Annotated in this window: 12 protein-coding genes; 3 read left to right on the forward strand and 9 right to left on the reverse strand. The window is 48.9% G+C overall.

The window, feature by feature from the left end; all coding sequences use genetic code 11:
- The 3 genes from GWC95_RS00060 to GWC95_RS00070 all read right to left on the reverse strand — a co-directional run.
- A partial coding sequence (locus tag GWC95_RS00060; RefSeq protein ID WP_161816630.1) for a beta strand repeat-containing protein occupies nt 1-2,350 on the reverse strand: 2,350 nt, incomplete at its 3' end.
- A 511-nt stretch (nt 2,351-2,861) separates the two neighbouring features.
- Entirely contained in the window at nt 2,862-3,281 is a 420-nt protein-coding gene (locus GWC95_RS00065) for an SET domain-containing protein (RefSeq protein WP_161816631.1), read from the reverse strand.
- A 16-nt stretch (nt 3,282-3,297) separates the two neighbouring features.
- A complete protein-coding gene (locus tag GWC95_RS00070; protein WP_161816632.1) occupies nt 3,298-4,311 on the reverse strand; it encodes a sterol desaturase family protein in 1,014 nt (337 codons plus the stop codon).
- A gap of 206 nt (nt 4,312-4,517) precedes the next feature.
- Between GWC95_RS00070 and GWC95_RS00075 the strand changes: the two genes are divergently transcribed.
- The 3 genes from GWC95_RS00075 to GWC95_RS00085 all read left to right on the forward strand — a co-directional run bounded on the left by GWC95_RS00075 (nt 4,518) and on the right by GWC95_RS00085 (nt 8,874).
- Nucleotides 4,518-5,231, forward strand: a complete 714-nt coding sequence (locus GWC95_RS00075; RefSeq protein WP_161816633.1) for an N-acetylmuramoyl-L-alanine amidase — start codon at nt 4,518-4,520, stop codon at nt 5,229-5,231.
- 30 nt (nt 5,232-5,261) lie between these two features.
- A complete protein-coding gene (locus GWC95_RS00080) occupies nt 5,262-6,296 on the forward strand; it encodes a glycoside hydrolase family 43 protein (RefSeq protein ID WP_161816634.1) in 1,035 nt (344 codons plus the stop codon).
- A 103-nt stretch (nt 6,297-6,399) separates the two neighbouring features.
- Nucleotides 6,400-8,874 (forward strand): glutaminase family protein, encoded by a 2,475-nt coding sequence (locus tag GWC95_RS00085; protein WP_161816635.1) that lies wholly within the window; start codon nt 6,400-6,402, stop codon nt 8,872-8,874.
- A 72-nt stretch (nt 8,875-8,946) separates the two neighbouring features.
- Here the strand turns inward: GWC95_RS00085 and polA are convergent, their stop codons facing one another.
- The 6 genes from polA to mnmG form a co-directional block, all read right to left on the reverse strand.
- Nucleotides 8,947-11,778: a DNA polymerase I gene (polA, locus tag GWC95_RS00090; protein ID WP_161816636.1), complete on the reverse strand. Its 2,832-nt coding sequence runs from the start codon at nt 11,776-11,778 to the stop codon at nt 8,947-8,949.
- 181 nt (nt 11,779-11,959) lie between these two features.
- Nucleotides 11,960-14,434 carry a DUF5916 domain-containing protein gene (locus tag GWC95_RS00095; protein ID WP_161816637.1) on the reverse strand — a complete coding sequence of 825 codons (2,475 nt, stop codon included), beginning with the start codon at nt 14,432-14,434 and terminating at the stop codon, nt 11,960-11,962.
- A gap of 307 nt (nt 14,435-14,741) precedes the next feature.
- On the reverse strand, nt 14,742-16,076 hold the full coding sequence (locus GWC95_RS00100; protein WP_161816638.1) for an amidohydrolase family protein: 1,335 nt from the start codon (nt 16,074-16,076) through the stop codon (nt 14,742-14,744).
- Between the two features lie 6 nt (nt 16,077-16,082).
- The gene (locus GWC95_RS00105; protein ID WP_161816639.1) at nt 16,083-19,220 is read right to left on the reverse strand and encodes an amidohydrolase family protein; all 3,138 of its coding nucleotides are present in this window, start codon (nt 19,218-19,220) and stop codon (nt 16,083-16,085) included.
- 113 nt (nt 19,221-19,333) lie between these two features.
- Nucleotides 19,334-20,356 (reverse strand): proline iminopeptidase-family hydrolase, encoded by a 1,023-nt coding sequence (locus GWC95_RS00110; protein ID WP_161816640.1) that lies wholly within the window; start codon nt 20,354-20,356, stop codon nt 19,334-19,336.
- A 62-nt stretch (nt 20,357-20,418) separates the two neighbouring features.
- The gene (gene mnmG / locus GWC95_RS00115; RefSeq protein WP_161816641.1) at nt 20,419-22,287 is read right to left on the reverse strand and encodes a tRNA uridine-5-carboxymethylaminomethyl(34) synthesis enzyme MnmG; all 1,869 of its coding nucleotides are present in this window, start codon (nt 22,285-22,287) and stop codon (nt 20,419-20,421) included.
- Nucleotides 22,288-22,312: the final 25 nt, after the last annotated feature.

A 22,312-nucleotide genomic window follows, 5' to 3' on the forward strand; every position in this document is an offset into this window, starting at 1 on the left:
CAATGTTGGTTGTGGCAACATCTCCTGTTGCGGTTAAGTTGCCTCCAATGTTGGCGCCGGTTGTTACAGACAATGATCCGTTCGCAACAAGATTATTGGCAGTAATGTTTCCTGTTGCCGTAAGATTCGTTCCAATGTTTGCATAGGTAACAGAAAGCCCGCCCGTAGCTGCAATGTTAGCGGCTGCAACATCACCGGTAGTGGTTAAGTTCGTAAGTACATTAGCAAAGCCAACTGAGAGACCTCTTGTTATGGCGATGTTTGTTGTAGCAATATCACCTGTTGCTGTTAAGTTGCCTCCGATGTTTGCACCATTGGTTACAGACAAAGATCCCATTGCCGCAATGTTGCGCGCGGTGATATCCCCGGTTGCAGTAAGGTTTGTTCCAATGTTTGCATAGGTAACAGATAAGCCACCTGTGCCCGCAATATTAGTTGCAGAAATGTTTCCCGTAACCGTTAAGTTCGTTCCGATATTGGCGTAGGTAACTGACAAACCACCTGTTGCCGCAATATTACTTGCCGCAATGTTTCCTGTTGTGGTAAGGTTGGTTCCAATGTTCGCATAAGTTACGGACAAACCTCCTGTGGCTGCAATGTTTGCGGCCGCTACATCACCAGTGGTAGTTAAGTTCGTAAGTACATTGGCAAAGCCAACAGAGAGTCCTCTTGTTATGGCAACATTCGTTGTAGCAATATCACCCGTTGCTGTTAAATTACCTCCGATATTTGCACCATTTGTTACAGACAAAGATCCCATTGCCGCAATGTTGCGCGCTGTGATATCCCCGGTTGCTGTAAGGTTCGTTCCAATGTTTGCATAAGTAACAGAAAGCCCACCCGTAGCTGCAATATTATTTGCCGAAATGTTCCCTGTAGCGGTTAGGTTCGTTCCGATATTCGCATAGGTAACAGACAAACCACCCGTTGCCGCAATATTTGTTGCCGCAACATTTCCCGTAGCCGTGAGGTTTCCACCGATGTTTGCGCCATTGGTTACAGACAACGATCCGGCTGCGGCAATATTGTTCGCCATCAGGTTGCCCGTAGCGGTTATGTTTCCACCTGCAGTTATATTGTTGGCTACATCAAGCGCAGACGATTGAATATGGCCCGTAACCGTTAAGTTGCTTCCCACGGTTGCATTGTTGGTCACCGCCAGGTCGGTGGTGGTTGTATTGCCGCTCACCGTAAGCATCTGCACTTTGCCCAGTAAGGTAATGCTGTTCATCGCCGTAAGGCTCAATGTTCCGCTGAACAATCCGCCCGTTAATGTTGCAGGAACATACAGGTTGGTGATCACTCCATTGGATGCGCTCAAAGCCGCCGATGTAATGTTGCCGGTTACCGTGATGTTGCTTCCAAAAGCCGCACCCCTTACAACAGACAATGTATTGGTGGTAATGTTTCCCGTTAATGAAATATTGCTGAGGTTCCCAAGATTGGTGATCGTGTTCATCGCCGTCTGGCTCAACGTTCCGCTGAAGGTTCCACCGGTAATCGTTCCTGGAACATACAGGTCATCGATCTTTCCACTCACTATACTGATGGTGGCGGCTGTAATATTTCCGGTGAGGGTTATGTTGCTTAAATTACCAAGATTGGTGATCGTGTTCATCGCCGTCTGGCTCAATGTTCCGCTGAAGGTTCCGCCCCTGATGGTTCCTGGAACATACAGGTTGCCGATCACCCCGCTTACCGCGCTGATCGTTCCCGTTGTTGTATTTCCTGTTACCGTTATACCCGTCAGGTTCCCGAGGTTGGTGATGGAGTTCATTGCCGTCTGGCTCAATATCCCGCTAAAAATCCCACCCCTGATCATACCCGTTACCGATATGTCTGTGATATTGGCCAGCACGGCACTCAGGCTCCCTGCGGTAACAGACCCCGCCACGGTTAACGAAGCAAGCGTTCCTACTGCTGTAATATTGGGTTGAACCGCCACCGTAACCGGGTTTCCGCTTCGCTGGTAACCGGAGAGCATTGCAAGTGTATCGTTTTTACGGAGAAGGTTGGAGAAGAGAAGCGTTGTATCTGTTATACTGCCATTGCCAAGATTGATCAGGCTGCGCACCGTGGCCTCGCTCAGCAATTCGTTCCACCGCCCATCCTGGCGGATGAAAACACGGCGCGGCGTTTTCAGGAAAACGAGCATGCCATCCGGCGGATTGAACCTGTTGATGAGCACAGTATCCTGTAGGCGTGGTAACAGAATGCCCAAACTATCACTCTCCAGTTCGAGAATGGAAGACCTGTTAATGGTGGTTGGATTGTTGCCTATCTTAACCTGCGCAGTTACAGGCAAGGCTAAACACAGCCAAAAAACGGCTGTCAGGATTCTCTTTAGCATGGTTCTCCTTAGGAAATTTATAAACCTAATTTTCGAAAATAGTTTTGGGCTGCAAAATTTGCTCTTATATCTCATAATCAATCGCCGCCTATACTCTGAATTTTGCCACAGACAGAAATAAAGCACAAACCATATTCGGATCGATAAGCGCACCAGTTGCTTCAATACAGCCAACAGTTTCACCTAAGCTCCTGGAATATGAATTCGGCCAGCAGACAATACGTTCATTACTACGCCATTGCGGCGCGTAATAACGGAAAAATAATAGTTTTTATTTTCCGGTAAAAAGATTCTACGTACTATTTCTGTTATCTATTACAGATAGCCTTTCTTTTTCGTTTTAGTGTAGTTTTCCTCAAAATGAGGATGTAAATATTTTCCTACAAAAACAGTCCGGTCAACGGCAACTTTTACACTTGAGGTTTATTTAAAATCCGTCCGTCCGCCGGGAGAAGAGCGTCCGGCAACTTATTTCGCAGCTTGTAATTTCTTTTCTTTTTGTGTAGGATGATCATTTGTAATCGCCAACATTTTCGACAATCGTTCCGTAGTCGATCAGCAATTCTTCGCCCGCTTTGATCTCGCATGTTGTTTCAAAAAACAATCCGTCGCTGATAGAAACAAGGTTGGGTGTATTTGAATGATTGAGGTAACTGGCCATATCCATCACCTTGCACCCGTGTGAGGGAATAAAATAATGATCGTTGTCGTACAGGTAATAGGTTTCAATAAAATTTCTCGAATGCGCCGGGAGTTGTTCTACCTCCTCCATCGTCAGCAAGATCCAGTTACCCGTATCTTCCGAAAAAATGCTGCGGCACCCTTTTGGGATATCTCGTATCGCAAACACGCCGATACCATGCAGCGGCGATGGCTGCAATGCAACATAGGTTTCGTGTTGCAGCTGGTGAAGAAGTTCGGTCCTGGTCATGAAATTCATTTAAACGTTACTGCGCCGGCAATTCATTCCGCTGCAAAGGGTCACGCGCCTCGCGCCTGATGAGCCTGGCTGTTTTGTGCTCGCCCGTATGGCTCCAGCCCGGTGGCATAAAAACATAAAGCAGTTTGTTCCTGATGCCCGGCGCATTTTTCACATCGCGCGCGAGGAAAACGATCTCGCCAAAATATACATCCCAGAAATTTTTAGGGTTGATCTTCCGCGTGATGCCATATTCCACCGGCACTGTGCGGTCTTCGGTCTGAAGCGTTCCGAAAACCTTATCCCATATGTTGAGCAGGTTACAAAAATTCGTATCCATATACAACGGGTTCTTTGCATGGTGCACGCGGTGGTGCGATGGCGTTAAAATATACCTGTTGAGCACGCCCATCCGCGCATCCTTCATAATATTATCGCCGATGTGTATGAATGTGCCCCAGGTACCATCAATAAACATGATAAAAAACAACAGCGGCGGATCGAGCCCCGCGAGCACACAGATCGTTGTCCTGATCACATTCGCATACGGCCCCTCCAGGAAAAAATGGGCGTATGAAACACTCAGGTTCATGTTTTGCGGCGCATGGTGGCTCGAGTGCAGGCACCAGAACAACCGCACTTTGTGCGCCAGGTAATGATAGATGAAATGCGCAAACTCCCAAACAATATACCCATAGATCAGCCAATACCAGGTAAACCTGGTTTTGATAACAGCATATTCCGAAAAGAAACCTATGCAAAACGAAACCGCCGCAATGGAAATATAAGCGCCTAGCACACGGTTGAAAACAAAAATAAAAAACGGGACCTTGTAGTCTTCGATCCTGAACCGCTTGTAAAAAACCGCGCGCAGGATCTCAAAGAGCAATAAAAAAGGGATGATGGGTTTTACAAAAGACAAAACACCGTCCAGCGTGCGCAGCTTATCGTAATTACCTGAAGCAATGATATCGTACGCTTCGCCCAGTTGCCAGAAAGAGGTAAACTCATGCCAGGCGGCAGTGAAAAAATCTTGGATCATGTGCCGGGGTTGATCCTTAAATATAAGCATGATTTATAGGATTTGAGAACGTTGTTGTGCGGTTTTAAGTTGCCACAGATTTCACAGAAGAACACAGATTGGTTTCGCGTGATCCCGACACCCCGACGATTAATCTGTGTTCTTCTGTGAAATCTGTGGCAAAAAAGCTTCTCGAAATACGTAAATTGCTTCCAACACTTTCCGCCATGAAAAAAAGATCTGTCGCCGTTCTGCTCGTTTTTTGTTTTTCGTACATGCCTGTGAAAAAGAAACCCGTGGTGGTTTGGCAGCCGTCGCACCAGACGGATACGGGTGTCAACTTCAGTGAGGCCGAGGTAAGCAATGCCATTGCGGAAGCCGCTATGGCCGCCGATCCTTCGTTCGAAGAATACAAGGTGTGGAGCCATGGCCGAACCGATGTTCACGATGCCAACAACGGAAGCAACACCGTTGTTGCGCATACCACCGCTGTTATCGACGGAAAGATCTCGGGTTATGCCTGGGAGCTGCAGCAATCCAACAAACACAAACCCGATGTGTTCATCGCACTGCACAACAATGGCGGATCAAAACGGCACGCCATATGGGGTTATATACATTACGGCGATACATACGAAGCCGAGAACAGGAGCCTCGCCGCCGCACTCGTGAGCGCCGTTGCCTCGGTAACCAACCTGGAGAACCGCGGCGTGCTGCTCGACAGCACCACCGGCCGCAACGATTACAAATGTGCATCAACCGGTAAACTTACTTTTTACAGCCTCGATGAAAACGTGAACAGCGCACCGTACCGTGTGCTGCTCGAGATCGGCGACAACAAAGAGAGTTATGATTTCCTGCGCGACAAAGACAACCAGGTAAAAATGGGCCGCGCCATCAAAAAGGCGCTTGGCGAATGGCTGGCCCGCAAAGAGAAATGATATCTGCATTAACCCACTCAACCGGATCAAATGTTCTTCAAAAAAAACCTGCTCTGCTTAGTACTGTTTGTTGTCGCTTCGGCCGGCTTTTCGCAATCCACGTTTACCAATCCCCTGCTCCCCGCCGGCGCAGATCCCTTCAGTTTTTACAAAGACGGCTTTTACTACTACACGCACACAACCGGGAAAAACATTACGCTCTGGAAAACAGACAATCTTGCCGGCTTAAAAACGGCGGAGAAAAAAATTGTATTCACACCCCCGCCAAAAGGACCGTACTCCAAACAGTTGTGGGCGCCGGAAATACATTTCCTGCAGAACAAATGGTACATCTATTTTGCGGCCGACAGCGGTAACAACAACGATCACCGTTTGTGGGTTCTTGAGAACAGCTCGCGCGATCCCTTGAAAGGCGATTGGGTGATGAAAGGAAAACTGCAAACGCCCGATGACAAATGGGCAATAGACGGATCGGTATTTGAAAACAAAGGGCAGCTCTATTGCATCTGGTCAGGTTGGGAGGGCGATCACAACGGCCAACAAAACATCTACATCGCCAAAATGAAAAACCCGTGGACCATCGAAGGCCAACGCGCACTCATCTCTGCGCCCGAACTCGATTGGGAAATGCACGGCGATCTCAACAGCAAAAACGATCCGCCGCATGTAAATGTGAACGAAGGACCGGAAGTGCTGGAACACGACGGAAAACTCTTTCTCATTTATTCGGCCAGCGGATGCTGGACAGAATACTACGCACTGGGCATGTTGCACACTTCTGCCAACAGCGACCTGATGGATGCAAAGGCCTGGACAAAACTGCCACAACCTGTTTTCAAGGCATCACCCGAAAACAAGGTGTATGCGCCGGGGCACAACTCGTTCTTCAGATCGCCCGATGGGAAAGAAGACTGGATCCTTTACCACGCCAACAGTTCACCGGGCCAGGGCTGCGGAGGTTTCCGTTCGCCGCGCGCACAGAAATTCAGCTGGGATAAAAATGGGTTTCCTGTTTTTGGAACACCGGTGAGCGAGCAAATGTTGCTCAACGTTCCTTCAAAATAAAACGCGTGGCTTATTGATCGGTTGATCATTGAATGGATAAAAAATAGAACTGCCAACAACGCGCAAACAAAACAAACTGATAAACAACCCTAAACCCATACACATGAGAATTGCTTCGTTCTGTATTGCACTCTTTTTTTGCCTCGGCGCAATGGCGCAGGTGAAGAAAGCGCCGGCCTACCCGTTGATCACGCACGATCCGTATTTCAGCATCTGGTCGTTCACAGACGAACTGAATGCCTCGCCAACCAAACACTGGTCGGGCGCCAACCAACCTTTATTGGGCATGATCAGGGTAGATGGCAAGCTCTACCGTTTTATCGGGAACGAAGAAAAAATATACCGAACGGTATTATCTGCTGCAGATGAAAGTTCATACGAAGTAAAATACACCGAGACCGAGCCGGCGGAAGGCTGGATGAATAAAAACTTCAACGATGCCCAATGGAAAACCGGCACCGCTCCTTTTGGCTCGAGCAGGAGCCGCTCAAAAACTTTCTGGAACGGTAAGCATTTATGGGTAAGAAGGCAGTTTGTGTTGAATGATCTCAACATCAACCAGCTTAACCTGAAACTGCACCACGACGACAACGTACAGGTTTTCCTCAATGGTGAACTGGTTTACACCTGTAACTGCTGGAACGACAAGGCGCAACTTTTTCCTTTGACCGATGCCATCAAAAGCAACCTTGTAAAAGGCGAGAACATCATTGCCGTTCACGTTGAAAACACGGCCGGCGGCGCCTGGCTTGATCTGGGTTTGTCTGATGAGGTTAAACTTGCCCCCAGCAATGTAACCGCTGCCATTCAGAAAAGCGTAAACGTAAAAGCCACGCAAACGGTTTACGAATTTACCTGCGGTGCGGTTGATGTTCAGCTCACCTTTACATCGCCTTTGCTGATGGGCGATCTGCGGATGATATCGCGGCCGGTATCTTATGTTTCTTTTCTCACAAGATCAAACGACAACAAACCGCACGATGCACAGTTGTATTTCGGGGCATCTACTGTTTTATCTGCCAACAATGTTTACCAGCAAACCGAAACCGCCTCGGGCACCTATAAAAACACGTTGAAATACCTGCAGGCCGGCACCAGGGAACAACCCGTGCTCGCAAAAAAAGGAGACGATCTTCGGATCGACTGGGGCCATGTGTATGTTGTTGCTGCCGCATCGCCAAGGATCGCGCAGAGTGTAACTGCGCCTGGCAGATATCCCGATGCTTTTTCATCAACCCAACCAACAGCGCCCGGATCAGAAAAACAATTTATGCTCAACACCGTTTTCGACCTTGGCAAACAAGGGCCCGCGGCGCAGGAAAATATTTTGATGCTGGGATATGATGATGGGTACGCCATCCAGTATTTCGGAAAAAACTTGAAAGCCTGGTGGAAAAAAGAGGTTCCTGAAAATGTTGGCGAAATAAAGGAAATGATGCTTGATGAGTTTATACAGGCACAAAAGGGTTATGCAAAAATCATACGTCAATGCGACTCTGCCAACAAACGCGTGTACAGCGATGCATTGAGCGCCGGTGGCAATGCCTATGCAGAGTTGTGTGTGCTCGCTTACCGGCAATCCATCGCCGCGCATAAACCGGTTCAGAGTCCGCAGGGAGATCTTTTGTTTTTGTCGAAAGAAAATTTCAGCAACGGTTCTATCAATACGGTTGACATTACCTATCCCTCGGCGCCCATGTTTCTCGCCTACAACCCCGAGTTGTTGAAAGGAATGATGAACGGAATTTTTTACTACAGCGAGAGTGGCAAATGGGCCAAGCCTTTTGCGGCGCACGACCTGGGCACCTATCCACAGGCCAATGGACAAACCTATGGAGAAGACATGCCTGTGGAAGAATCGGGCAACATGCTTATCCTCGCCGCAGCCATCGCCAAAGCAGAAAAAAATGCAAAGTATGCGGAGAAGCACTGGCAAACACTTACCACATGGGCCGAGTACCTGAGCAAAGAAGGGTTTGACCCCGCAAACCAGTTGTGTACCGATGACTTTGCAGGCCATCTTGCGCGCAATGCCAACCTATCGGTAAAAGCGATCGTAGCGCTTGGCGGTTATGCGATGCTCGCCGCGCAGCTTGGCAAGAACGACATCGCCGTTAAATACAACACGATGGCCAAAGACATGGCCACACGCTGGACGCAGATGGCAGACGCAGGAGATCACTACGCACTTACGTTTGACAACAAAAACAGCTGGAGCCAGAAGTACAATCTTGTTTGGGACAAACTGCTGAACCTTCACCTGTTTCCTGAAACGGTATACAGCAAGGAGATCGCTTACTACCTCACAAAGCAGAACGAGTTTGGGCTGCCGCTCGACAGCAGGAAAACCTATACCAAATCAGACTGGATCACCTGGACCGCAACGCTCACCAAAAATCAAAACGATTTCCAGGCGTTTATCAAACCGCTGCACAAGTTTGCGCAGGAAACGCCATCGCGTGTACCGCTGAACGATTGGCACGAGACAACAAACGGCAAGCAGGTTGGTTTCCAGGCGCGGAGTGTTGTGGCAGGATATTTTATCAAGGTGTTGGCAGACAAATGGGGCGCGAGATAATTTGGATCCAAATAACTGAAAATAAAAAACCCGCCATTGGAGCGGGTTTTTTATTTGATTTTGTTCGCCGCATCAATGCGCCTCGAGCCAGTTTTCGCCGGCGCCCACTTCTGCTTCAACCGGCACATCATTGGGCAGTACCATCGCGGTTGTCATGTTTTTGATGATCAGTTTTTTGAGATCGTCTACTTCTTCTTTCACGGCATCAAACACAAGCTCATCGTGTACCTGTAATATCATTTTCGATTTCCAGGTTCCTTTTTTCATTTCGTTGTGGATCTTGATCATGGCGAGTTTGATCATATCGGCAGCGGTTCCCTGTATCGGCGAGTTGATGGCGTTTCGCTCGGCGTAACCGCGTACGGTAAAGTTGGAGGAGTTGATGTCTTTCAACCACCGCTTTCTTCCCATCAATGTTTCAACATAACCATTTGCCTGCGCAAATTTTATGGTATCGTCCATGTAAGAGGTAATGCCTACAAATTCTTTTTTGTAATTGTCGATGATCTCTTTCGCTTCCGATCTCGGGATGCCCAGGTTGTCTGCAAGCCCGAATGCGCCCTGCCCGTAAATGATCCCGAAGTTCACGCTCTTTGCCTTGTAGCGCATTTCTTTGGTTACATCGGCTTCCGCAACATTGTACACTTTAGCCGCAGTGGCTGTGTGAATGTCTTTGCCCTGTTTGAAAGCATCGCACATATTCGGATCGCCGCTGATGGCCGCAACAATACGCAATTCTATCTGCGAGTAATCGGCGCTGATGAGCACATGGTTCTCATCGCGGGGAACAAATGCTTTCCTGATCTCCCTTCCCCTGTCGCTCCTGATCGGTATATTCTGGAGATTCGGGTTGTTGCTGCTGAGCCTGCCTGTTACCGCAACGGCCTGCGCATAAGAAGTGTGCACGCGGCCGGTTTTGCTGTTGATGATCTGCGGCAGCGCATCCACATAGGTACTCTTCAGTTTTGTAAGCTCCCTGAAACCGAGGATGTCTGCAACGATCGGATTGTTGGCGGCCAGCTTCTGCAGCACATCTTCTCCTGTTGCATACTGGCCCGTTTTTGTTTTTTTTGCTTTGGGATCGATCTTCAGGATCTCAAACAACACTTCTCCCAATTGTTTTGGCGATGCAAGGTTAAAGCGAACACCTGCCTGCGCATAAACATTCTCTTCGCATTTTTTGGCTTCGGTCTCGAGGAGTTTGCTGTAATCGTTCAGGAAGTTCACGTCTATTTTCACACCCTCAAATTCCATATCGGTAAGCACGCGCACCAACGGGTTCTCCACTTCGTTAAAAACCCTTTCTACTTCTCTTGCTGCAAGCAAGGGCTCGAATGCGTGTTTTAACTGGAGCGTGATGTCGGCATCTTCTGCTGCGTATTCTTTCACTTTCTCTATCTCCACATCGCGCATCGTTCCCTGTGTTTTTCCTTTTTTGCCGATGAGCTCTTCTATGTGCACGGGTTCGTACCGTAAATATTGTGCGCTCAACAGGTCCATACTGCGTCTGCCCTCTGGCTCGATGAGGTAATGCGCAAGCATGGTGTCGAAGATTTTCCCTTTGATGGATACGCCATACCATTTAAGCACGAGCATATCGTATTTCAGGTTCTGCCCCACCCAGTTGATCGTCTCCGAGTCAAATACCGGCGCAAACAAGGCAAGTATGGCGCGGGTCTCGTTTTGATCGGCCGGACAGGGAACGTAATATCCCTCTGCTTTTTTGAATGAGAAGCTGAGCCCCACAAGTTCCGCTTCATTGGCGTCTATGTGCGTGGTTTCTGTATCGAAACAGATCTCCGGCTGTTGCAAGAGCGCTTGAACAAATTGCTCGATCGCTTCTTTACCCTGCACCAGTTCGTATTTGTGCGGGGTGTTGTGGATGTTGTGTTCGGTAAGCAAACCAACGCTTTCTTCGCCCGTGATCACCGGCGCCGCTTCTTTTTTTGCGATCGGTGTTTTGGTGGCCACCGAATTTCCAAACAGGTCTGTCTGCACACTTTGCGGCGCAGCGTTGAATGCATTGAACTCATCGCCCAGGATCCTTTTGCCGAGTGTTTTGAATTCGAGCTCGGTAAACACTTCCACGAGTGCGTCTTTGTTCCATTCTTTGAGGCGGTAATCCTCTTCGTGAAACTCAACAGGAACATTGGTAATGATGGTTGCGAGTTTTTTACTCATGATGGCCGCTTCCTTCCCGTTGCGGATCTTTTCTCCCAATGCTCCTTTTATGTTATCTGCATTGGCAAGGATGTTTTCGAGCGTATCGTATTCTTTCAACAGCTTTGCCGCCGTTTTTTCTCCAACGCCCGCAATGCCGGGTATGTTGTCTACCGCATCGCCCATCAATCCCAACATATCAATTACCTGGTCCACGCGCTTGATGTCCCATTTGGTGCAGATCTTTTCCGCGGTCAGGATTTCAGAATCGTTGCCGAAAGACCCGGGTTTGTAAATGTAGATGCAGGGTTGGGTAAGCAGCTGGCCATAGTCTTTATCAGGCGTTACCATATACACATCGTATCCCTTTGCGCAGGCCTGCCACGCAACGGTACCGATCACATCATCGGCTTCGTAGCCATCGAGTTCAACAACGGGGATATTGAATCCTTCGATGATCTTTTTGATATCGGGAATAGAATCCAGCAGATCCTCGGGCGCTTCCTGCCGGTTGGCCTTGTAATCTGCAAAATCGGTATGGCGCTCCGTGGGCGCGTGCGTATCAAAACAAACCGCGAGGTGCGTTGGTTTTTCTTTGTTGATGAGATCGAACAGGGTATTGGTAAATCCAAACTGTGCATTGGTGTTTCTTCCTTTGGAAGTAATGCGCGGACTGCGGATCAATGCATAATACGCCCGGTAGATGAGCGCCATGGCATCGAGAAGGAAAAGTTTTTTCTGCATTCAGCTAAGGTAGGATTTTAGCGCCGAGCTATGAGCGGTGAGCCCGGGGCTTTTTTGTTGCCGGTGCAGAACCGGGCCGGAAAATATTGAACATGCCGTTTTCGCATTGCCCAGGCATCGGGCGGGTAGAATGTTGAAGCTGCAGGCATTCGGTGTATGCCTGCAGCTGAAATCCTGTTGTTTATTTCTTTTTCAGGGACAGATAATCCAGGAAATAGATGATCCTTACCGATAAACTGTTCAATGCCGGTGCATCAAAGGTATTGTCGGCGTTTTTGAAGTAGCCCTGGCTGATCAGTTTGTCTGAGGTGCCTATCGAATTCTTCCACACAATATTCACGAAACTGCCGAGTGCAAACTGCCAGGTGTAAACCATGTCTATGTTAAAGAAGTTTACATTGTTGTTTGCCGAAAGGAATTTTGCCTGTGTTGGTACAGGTGTCAGGTAGCCATCCTGTTTCAGCACAAAGAACTCGCGGTTGTCTACGCTGCCCCAATAATGCCGGGCGCGGAAGCTGAGCCCCATCTTGTTGTTGAAATTGTATTTTGCAGTAAAAATATTCTCTACGGTATTTCTTTTGCGCAACGCAAATATGACACTGTCTGCGCCCGTTTTTGTTGCGTAGCCGGTGTTGTTGGTAAAGATCGAAATATTGGTGTTGGTGCTCAGCGTGAGTCTTTTATTGAACCGGTACTGGTGGCGGAAATAGATCTCGTTGCTTCTCGAGGTATACTTGCCGGAGCGGCTGAAATCAAATTCCACCGATACGGAATATTTTTTTGCGTTGTTCGATTCGAACCAGAAACCATATACCCAGTTTGAAGGACGTTTAAAAACACGACCACCGGTGCGTGGCTCGTAAAAATCATTTTGCTCCGGCAGTATGTTCTGAAACACGCCCACATACCAAAGGCTTTTCAACTGGCCGTTCACATTGGTGTTCACACGCGCCATCTGGTAGTCCCACGGTTTGTAGCGCATCGACAAATAGCCATTGAAATTCATATACAGGTTGTTGAACAGCCCTTTGGGTTTTACCTGTTTGTAACCCATCCACAAATAATGGTCGGCATAGTTGTAATTGGTAGAATAACCCAGGTCGTCTGCATTGTATTTATGATCCGTCAGCTCCTGCGAAAAATTCATGTTGAAACGCCCGCCTGTTTTCCCGATGCCGAGGGTATGCGAATAACCTACCGTATTTTTACCCGGCGCCTCGTAACCGATCAGCTGGCTCGCGCCCACTTTTCCGTAAAGGTTCCAGTCGTTCTTTTTGTCGTAGAGATCCCAGAGAAAAGCGCTCACATTGGCATCGTAATCGGCGCCCGCCCTTGTAACATTGGTGTTGATGAATGAAATGCTCGAGTTGCGTTTTAAAGACTGGTCAAAAACAATGATGTTGTAATTGGTAAGCGGGCTCGTTTCTATTTTACGCACTTCTTTGCCGCCCGATTCAATGGTGGCATACTGGGGATTGGTGATCGCATTCAGAAAGCCGATACCCAGTCCCGAAGAGGTTCTTCCGCTTACTTTGGTTGCGTTGATCAACCTTGTTTCCGTGGGGTTCTTTGCAATGCTCTCGCCGGCTTTCAGTTGTGCAGACACATCATACAAATGGATCGGTTCCCCGCCGATGCGGCGGCTGTAGAATAAATTTCCTTTGCCAAACAGCTCGGTACCTTCTGTAAAGAAGCTGCGGTTCTCATTGTATTTTACTTCGAAGGGCGTGGTGTTGAGCACCTGGTTATCACTCTGCACCTGTCCAAAATCGGGAATGAGCGTCATGTCTAAAGTGAATGCCTGGTTGATGCCGTATTTCACATCCATCCCGCCGTTGATGGAGGTGGCGGTGTTCTTTATGCTGGGATCGTTGTAGGGATAATGCGTTACGTAAGTTGACAAATAAGGCGAGAACGATAACCGCACAGGCGGTTTGATGTCTTCGATCCCGGTCCACAAACCAAACTGCGCAAAAAAGTTTCCACCGATGGTGGGGTCGGTAGGGTTCCACATGTATTGCTTCCCGCTTTTTGAATTTCTGCGGGTGATGTTGATGCCCCAGTCCTGTTTCTTCACGTTACTGAATCGGATGGCTGAGTAGGGGATGCGCATTTCAAACACCCATCCACCCGGAACGATCTTCGCCTGCGACTCGTATACGCTGCTCCAGGAGCCGTCTTCCCCGTTCGAAGAATACTTGGCATCGAACTGCTCGCCCAATGGCGTTACATAATAGCCGAACCCGTTGATCTTGTCGTTATAGGTATCAAAGATCACACCTACAAAATCATTCACACCAACCACATCACGTCCAACCAGTTCGGTGGAGATGCTGTCGTTGCTGCGTTCGTGGCAAAACCCACTGATGTAAATGGCGGTGTTATCGTATAAGATATGGATGTCTGTGCGGTTGTCGTGGTCCTCGATTTTACCATAAGTGGGTCTCCACTCAACCATATCTGTTATCAGGGGTGCGGATTTCCAGGCCTCATCGGAAAGGTCTGCGTCGATCACAATTTTGGCGGCTGTTCTTACGGCTGGAACTTTTTTGATCACGCGGTCCTTCATCGGGTCTTTTGATGCGGGGGCCTGGACCTGTGCGCACAGACTTAATGCAGTAAACGTAATAAATACAGAAAACAGTAGTTTTTTCATAACAGCTTTTTACAGTCGGTGCGGGTCAACCGCCGATTTACGAAGGTTAACGTAGTAAAAATAAAAAGGTTACAATTCCGCCACAGATAAATGATGGATGGCGGAAAAAAAGGAGGACAAGCGGTAGTGTCCGGTTATAAAGGGGTTGGCGATCTACGAACATTTCGTAGTTTTTGCGCTTTCCGGGAGTGGGTTCGGGTACTATTCGGTGCGATGTGGTATAACAAAAAGGCTGGTGAATCATCACCAGCCTTTAAGCCTGTTTCTATTTCTAAGCAGGAACGCTTTCGGTTATGCGCCGTATGGGCTATTTGATCCCGTACTTATGCTTATATCTTTCATACAATTGTTTCTGCTTGTTATCCAGGCTCACATGGCGGCCCTGGATAAAGGCTTCGGAAACATTGCTGCTTTTCATGTCGAGGATATCGCCGTCGGAGATCACGATATTGGCATCCTTGCCCACTTCGAGTGATCCCGTTTTATCGGCGATGCCGAGAATTTTCGCCGCATTCAGCGTGATCGCCTGCAGCGCCTCTTCTTTCGTCAAACCATACGTAGCCGCTGTTCCCGCATTGAATGAAAGGTTGCGGTAGCGGGTTTCTTCGTTGTTATCGTTCAGCGCGTAAAGAACGCCGGCTTTTTGCAGCGCCGCTGGTGTTTTGTATGGCTGGTCCACATCATCGTCTTCCATTGCCGGCAATGCATGTTCAGGGCCGAGGATCACGGCGATGTTGTTTTGTTTGAGCAGGTCAGCGATCTGGTAGCTCTCGCTTCCGCCAACGATCACCACATCAAAACCAAATTCTTTTACAAAGTCGATGGCAAACAACATTTGTTTTGCCTGGTCGCCATGTACAAACAGTTTTTGTGTTTTGTTGAAGAGGCCCTTAACTGCTTCGAGTTTCAGGTTTCTTTCTGTATGTGTTGTTTCTTCGTTGTACGATTTTGCCTGGCGGAAGAACGATTTGATCTCTTCCAGCCGGTCGAACGCTGCTTTGGTCGGGTCTGCCGCGCCGCCGCCAAATCCGCCCGGGAAACCTCCCGGGAATCCACCACCGCCACCGCGGCGTCCGCCTCTTGCGAGGAAGCTTGGCATGTTTACGTGTATGCCCTGGTCCATTTTATAGGCTGCGTCTTCCCAGTTCCATCCATCCAGCTGCACCACAGAAGATGAGCCGCTGATGATGCCACCCTCTGGTGTAACGCCTGCGAGCAGGATGCCGTTTGATTTCAGTACGTTGATGAACTTGGAGTCGGTATTGTAGGCTACGATCGAACGTACGTTGGGGTTGTAGTCTCCGATCTCCTGGAAATCGTTAGAGCCCCTTACGCCAGCGCCGATCTCTTTCAGACCAAGATCGGAAGAGGGAAGGATGAGGCCCGGGTACACGTGTTTTCCTTTTGCATCATAAGTAGCATCGGCTTTAACGGTTGCGCCGCCGGTGCCTACTTTGGTTATTTTTCCGTTTACAACTTCTACCGTACCGTTTTCAATCACCTGGCCGTTGCCGATGTGAACGGTTCCGCCGGTGATCACGAACGATCCGCGGTTCTGTGCAGCCGGGTATACTGTTTCCTGCGCCTGTGCAACGCCGGCCATCAGTAACAGGGCTGATATATTGCTGAATATTTTTTTCATCGTTAATTAGTTTTGATCGTTATAGTTTGAGAGCAATTCTTCCAGTTCAAAAGTGATGAGCCCTTCGCGGTGTGCATGGTCGCCGCAGCTCATCAGCACCTGGTAAGAAGGTTCTGCTGCGCGTGTTGGTGCGCCGCCTCTTTTTTCTCCCTGTAATTTGTTTACCAGGCGGAAGCGTTCTGCCGCAATCTTCCTGCGTTGCTCCGCATCTTTTTCCCTGTCGAAATAAACGATACCATCAACGATTGTTTTTTCTGACATTGCATAAATGCTGAGCGGGTGGTTGCTCCAGATCACGAGATCCGCGTCTTTGCCCGCTTTGATGCTTCCTACTTTATCGTCTACATGCAATGCTTTTGCCGGGTTGAGGGTTACCATCTTCAATGCATCTTCTTCCGGAACGCCGCCGTATTTCACGGTTTTGCCGGCTTCCTGGTTCAAACGGCGCGCCATCTCTGCATCGTCTGAATTGATACAAACATTAAGGCCCATTTTGTACATCACCGCTGCATTGTATGCCATCGCATCCTGTACCTCCATTTTGTAACCCCACCAGTCTGAGAAGGTTGATGCGCTTGATCCGTGCGTTTTCATTTTATCCGCCACCTTGTATCCTTCGAGAATATGCGTGAAGGTGTTGAAGCGTACGCCGTATTTATCACCTACACGCATGGCTGCGGTGATCTCGCTTTGTACGTAAGAGTGGCAGGTAATGAAACGTTTTTTGTTCATGATCTCTACCAATGCATCAAGCTCCAGGTCGCGGCGTGTTTTCGGATCTGCTTTCATGGCATTCTGGTAATCGGTGGCGCGGGCAAATGCATCGTTCAACACTTCTTCAACACCCATCCTTGTATCAGGGAAACGGTTGTTGTTGGTTGAGGTGGTCCGTTTTACGTTCTCACCCAATGCAAATTTGATGAAGCCATCCGACCCTTTGAATTTAAGATCGTTGTCGTTTGCACCCCAGCGCAGTTTGATCAGCTGTGTTTGACCGCCGATCGTATTTGCCGATCCGTGAAGGATGTGTGATGTGGTAACACCACCGCTCAGCTGGCGGTAAATATTGATATCTTCGGGGTTCAGGTTATCTGCAATGCGAACCTCTGATGTAACCGACTGCCCGCCTTCGTTGATGGAAGCCGCCGCAATGTGCGAGTGTTCGTCAATGATGCCCGCGGTTACGTGTTTGCCGGTTGCGTCGATCACCTTTGCACCGTCTGCGCTCAGGTTCTTGCCTACTTTTGCAATTTTACCGTTCTGAACAAGTACATCCGCGTTTTCGATCTTGCCTTCTTTTTCGTTGGTCCAAACCGTTGCGTTTTTGATCAGCATGGTTTCCTGTTTGGGCGCTTCCTCCCATCCATATCCATCGAATGGATACACTACTTTCCCGAGACGTTGCGGAGGGGTTGGCCTTCTTCTCAGGGCTGTATCTGTAGTAATTCCTTTTGAAGTGAGGCTGGCAGACCAGGTGAGTTTGTTTCCTGCAGTGTCTTCGCCAACACCGGTCCAGAGGTCGCCGTTAGAAACACCGCTCAAACGGAAACGAGGTCCGGCCGGGGCTGCGCCACCACCGCCGGCGCCACGGCCGCCGAAGCCGCCGCCGCCAAATCCACCACCGCCACCAGGGCCGCCACGGCGGGCCGGTGTTGTAGAGAAGCTGAGTTTTACGAGTTTGCCATCGTGAGAGAAGGTTCCGGTGAGGGTATCTTTCCCGATCACATTGGCTGTGTTTGCGCTTTTTACATCAAGTGTATAGTTGCTGGTTCCTGCAGCAGAAGAGATGGTAAGGTTATAGGTTCCTTTTACATCGTTCCATGATTCTTCTTTAACGTTGAATTTATCGCCCTGCACCCAGTTTTGTAAAACCACGGCGCGGTCGGAGAAGATGTTGTCTGAAGCGATCACAAAATTTGCCATTTTACCAGCTTCAATGCTTCCCACTTTATCGTATACACCCAGGAGGGTTGCAGGTGTTTTTGTAAGGGCGTCGAAAGCTTTGCTTTCGGAGAGGCCATACTCTATTGCTTTGCGGAGGTTGGCCATAAATTGTTTTACATCGCGCAGGTCTGCCGTTGTTAAACAGAAAGGAATGTTTGCTTTTTCAAATGCCGCGGGGTTTGTTGGGGCGAGCTCCCAGTGTTTCATATCAGACAATGCCACGAAACGTGCATCGTTCGGGTCGTCAACATCCATTGCGGTAGGATAGTTGAGTGATAATATATAAGTAGACTTTGTATCAGCGATCTCTTTGATGCGCTGGTACTCGTTGCCACCGCCTTTGATGATGTATTTCACGCCAAATTCGTCGGCAATGCGCGCCGCGCGAACATCGTTCCATTTGTCGTTCGCGTCAAAGATCTGCGGGAGGTTCTGGTTCTCGTTCCATGCCTGGAGCGAAAGGTTCACACCTTCTTTGGCGGGTTTTGTTTTGTACCATTGCGCGTCGAGGTACGACTGGCGCAGCAAAGCGATCACACCCATCATACTGCTTGGATAAGATTGCGTTGATGTTCCGCGGTTGAAAGAATAATGCGCAGAGGCCCTTTCTTTAAGTATAGCCAGGTTGTCTTTGTCTTTTGAAAGCGTAACCACCGTACCCGTTCCGCGTGCGATGCCATCTTTTACGTGTGAGAGGACCGTACCAAAACCAATATCCCTGAGGTTTTTTGCAGCGGTTTCGTCTACGTTGAACATTTTGTATGCATCCACTTCAGACCGGATCGCCTGGTTCCATCCGGCCGGTCCCTTTGCCGCCGAAGTGATCTGTGCCGGCTGGCCGAAGCCAAAACCGCCGCCGCCGCGACCGGCCTGGCCGCCTTGCTGGCCAGAGGCCGCAGGTGCAACGCCGTAGTCGGTATAAATATCAATGAAGGAAGGATAGATGAATTTATCCTTGCAATCGATCACCACCGCGTCTTTCGGGATGGCCGCGCCCACGCCAACCGAAACGATTTTTCCATCGCGGATAACGAGTGTGGCTTTCTGTAAAGTGCTTTGTGAGTTCTGAACGATCGTGGCATTCGTAAAGGCATAACAACCCTCACGTTTGTCGGCCACGCCGTTTACCGGGAATGTTTCCTGGGCCTGCAGCAACGATGCAAACAGCAGCCCGGAAAGCAGGAGCTTGAATTTTCTCATGTTTGGTTTGGTTTTGGAAGAGCTTAAAACTACTGAAAACGCGCCACTGTAAAAATCATTCGCACGATTGATTCAGCGGTTTTCGGTAAAGTGCGTTTGAGATCGGGTGAACCCTATTTTTTAAACGTACCGGCATCCACATCCTTGATGAAAGAAATAAGGCCCGGGAAATAATTGGGTTGATCGTCCCACATAGAACAATGGCTACCATTCGGACAGGTCAGGCTGCGCCCGTTCTGTACCTGGCCGGCCATCCATTTCATGTGTTCGGGGTCCATCGTATCGTGTTTGCCACCGATGGTGAGCGTTGGGGGTTTTATTTTGGGAAGGTCTTTGCTGCGGTCCCATTTTGCCAGGCTTCCGCCCACACCAAACTCGGATGGGCCCTGCATCATAACATATATAGACTGGTTAAGGTGCGGCATTGCGCGGTTGAACATTTCGGGCCAGGGGTTTACGCGGCAGAAATGCTGCGCATAAAAATTAGGCATCAGAAGTTCCATGTATTTGGGATTGTTGAAATCGCCCCTGGCTTCGAGGGTGCGGATGGTGTCCAGCACTTTCGGATCCATCTGCTTCGCAAGCACTTCTTCGGCGTATTTACCGTAAAGTGGTGCGCTGCTCATCATGTTGCTGATGATGAGTCCCTTCAGGTTGTCCTGGTATTTCAGCGCATATTCCATGGCAAGAATACCACCCCAACTGTGGCCGAGCAGGTAAAAATTGTCTTTGTTGAGGCCGAGGGCTTTTCTTACCTGTTCCACTTCTTCAACAAACCGGGCGGTTACCCAAAGGCTGGTGTCTTTGGGTTGATCACTGAAATAGGAGCCGAGCTGGTCGTATTCATAAAACTCAATTCCTTCCTGCGGCAGGAAGCTTTCGAAGCTTTCAAAAAACTCATGGGTTCCTCCCGGGCCGCCGTGCAGCAGCAACACTTTTATTTTTGGATTGTTGCCAAAACGCTTGGTCCATACATTGAATGTACCGGCCGGCGTTTTAATAGGGATCATTCTAACACCACCGGTCTGTACGCCGCTGTCTGTTAGGGCATGGTAGTCTTTTAGTGATGTTGTGTTTTGATCCCCGCGGCAGGAAAATAAAAAAAGGATGGATGCAAAAAGAATGATCCGTTTCATGATTGCAGTAGTTTGAGGGAAGTTACTCAAACTAATCGAACACAAATCAAAGATTTAAGCGCTCATCGCCCCATGTATACCATCAATATCTGCACATCGCTGGGGTTTACACCGCTGATTCGGCTGGCTTGTCCCAATGTACCGGGTTTGATCTTTTTGAATTTCTGCAATGCCTCGTTGGATAAGGCGGGAACCTTATCATAATCGAAACTGGAGGGTATGGCCATATTTTCCAATTGGCTCATCTTCTCAACGATCTCCTGTTCTTTTTCTATGTAGCGTTCGTATTTGATCTGGATCTCCGATTGCTCAAGTGCGTCAACAGACACGTCCGCGAAAGATTCCTTCAGGCCGGGAACAACCTTGATCAGCGAAGGCAGGTCAACATTGGGGCGGAGAATGATCTTCGCAAGTTTTTGCTTTTCGGAAATGGGTGCGGATCCGATTTCGTTGAAATAAGGGTTCACATCATCCGGCTCAACACTGGTTTCGGCAAGGTGTTTTTTAATTTTAGAAACCTCGTTCCTTTTCTCAACCACTTTATCCATCCGCTCCTGCGAGGCAAGTCCAAGACGGTAGCTTATTTCTGTGAGGCGCAGGTCGGCATTGTCCTGGCGGAGCAGGGTTCTGAATTCCGCGCGACTGGTAAACATCCTATAAGGCTCTTCGGTTCCTTTGCTGATGAGGTCATCGATCAACACGCCAATATAGGACTCGCTCCTTTTCAGGATCACCGGGTCAAGCGCACGCGCTTTCTGGTGTGCGTTGATACCCGCCATCAATCCCTGGCAAGCTGCTTCTTCGTAGCCAGTTGTTCCGTTGATCTGGCCGGCAAAAAATAAATTGGAAATGAGTTTGGTTTCCAACGAATACTGCAGCTGCGTTGGCGGAAAATAATCGTATTCAATTGCGTAACCCGGTCTGAATATTCTCACATTTTCAAACCCCGGAACAATACGAAGGGCTTCGTATTGAACTTCTTCGGGTAATGATGTGGAGAACCCGTTTACGTATATTTCTACGGTGTTCCATCCTTCGGGCTCAACAAAAAGCTGGTGCCTGTCCCGGTCAGCAAAACGGTTGATCTTGTCTTCGATACTGGGGCAATAACGCGGGCCAATTCCTTCAATTCTTCCCTGGAACATCGGGCTCCTGTCGAACCCGGTTTTCAAAATATCGTGTACGTTATCATTGGTATAAGTGATCCAGCAACTGCGCTGGGTCTTAGGATCGATTTTTTTTGTGTTGGTATAAGAAAAGCCAACGATCTCTTCGTCTCCATTCTGTTCTTCCATCTTGCTGTAATCCAGGCTCCTGCCGTCTACCCGGGGTGGTGTTCCGGTTTTCAGGCGGTCGCTTTCAAAACCAAATTCTACCAATTGCTCGGTAATGCCGGTTGCCGCTTTTTCAGCCACGCGCCCGCCGCCGAATTGTTTTTCGCCTATGTGAATGATCCCGTTTAGAAAAGTTCCGCTTGTAACCACAACCGACTTCGAACGCACCTCATGGCCCAGGCCAGTGATCACACCGCAGGCTTTGTTGTTCTTGATGATGATGGATCGAACCATGTCCTGGTAGAAATCCACGTTTGGCGTGTTTTCCAACATCTCGCGCCAGGTGGCAGCAAACAGCATCCGGTCGTTTTGTGTACGAGGGCTCCACATGGCCGGTCCCTTGCTGCGGTTTAACATCCGGAACTGGATGGTACTGATGTCGCTCACAATGCCGCTGTAACCGCCCATTGCATCAATCTCACGCACGATCTGTCCTTTGGCAATGCCACCCATTGCCGGGTTACAACTCATCTGGGCAATGGTCTGCATATTCATGGTAATCAGCAATACTTTGCTGCCCATGTTAGCAGCGGCGGCCGCTGCTTCACAACCGGCGTGCCCGGCTCCAACAACAATCACATCATATTCAGGGAACATTAAACTACTTTTTGAAATGCAAAAA

Source organism: Sediminibacterium roseum (assembly GCF_009939005.1).
Taxonomy (GTDB): domain Bacteria; phylum Bacteroidota; class Bacteroidia; order Chitinophagales; family Chitinophagaceae; genus Sediminibacterium; species Sediminibacterium roseum.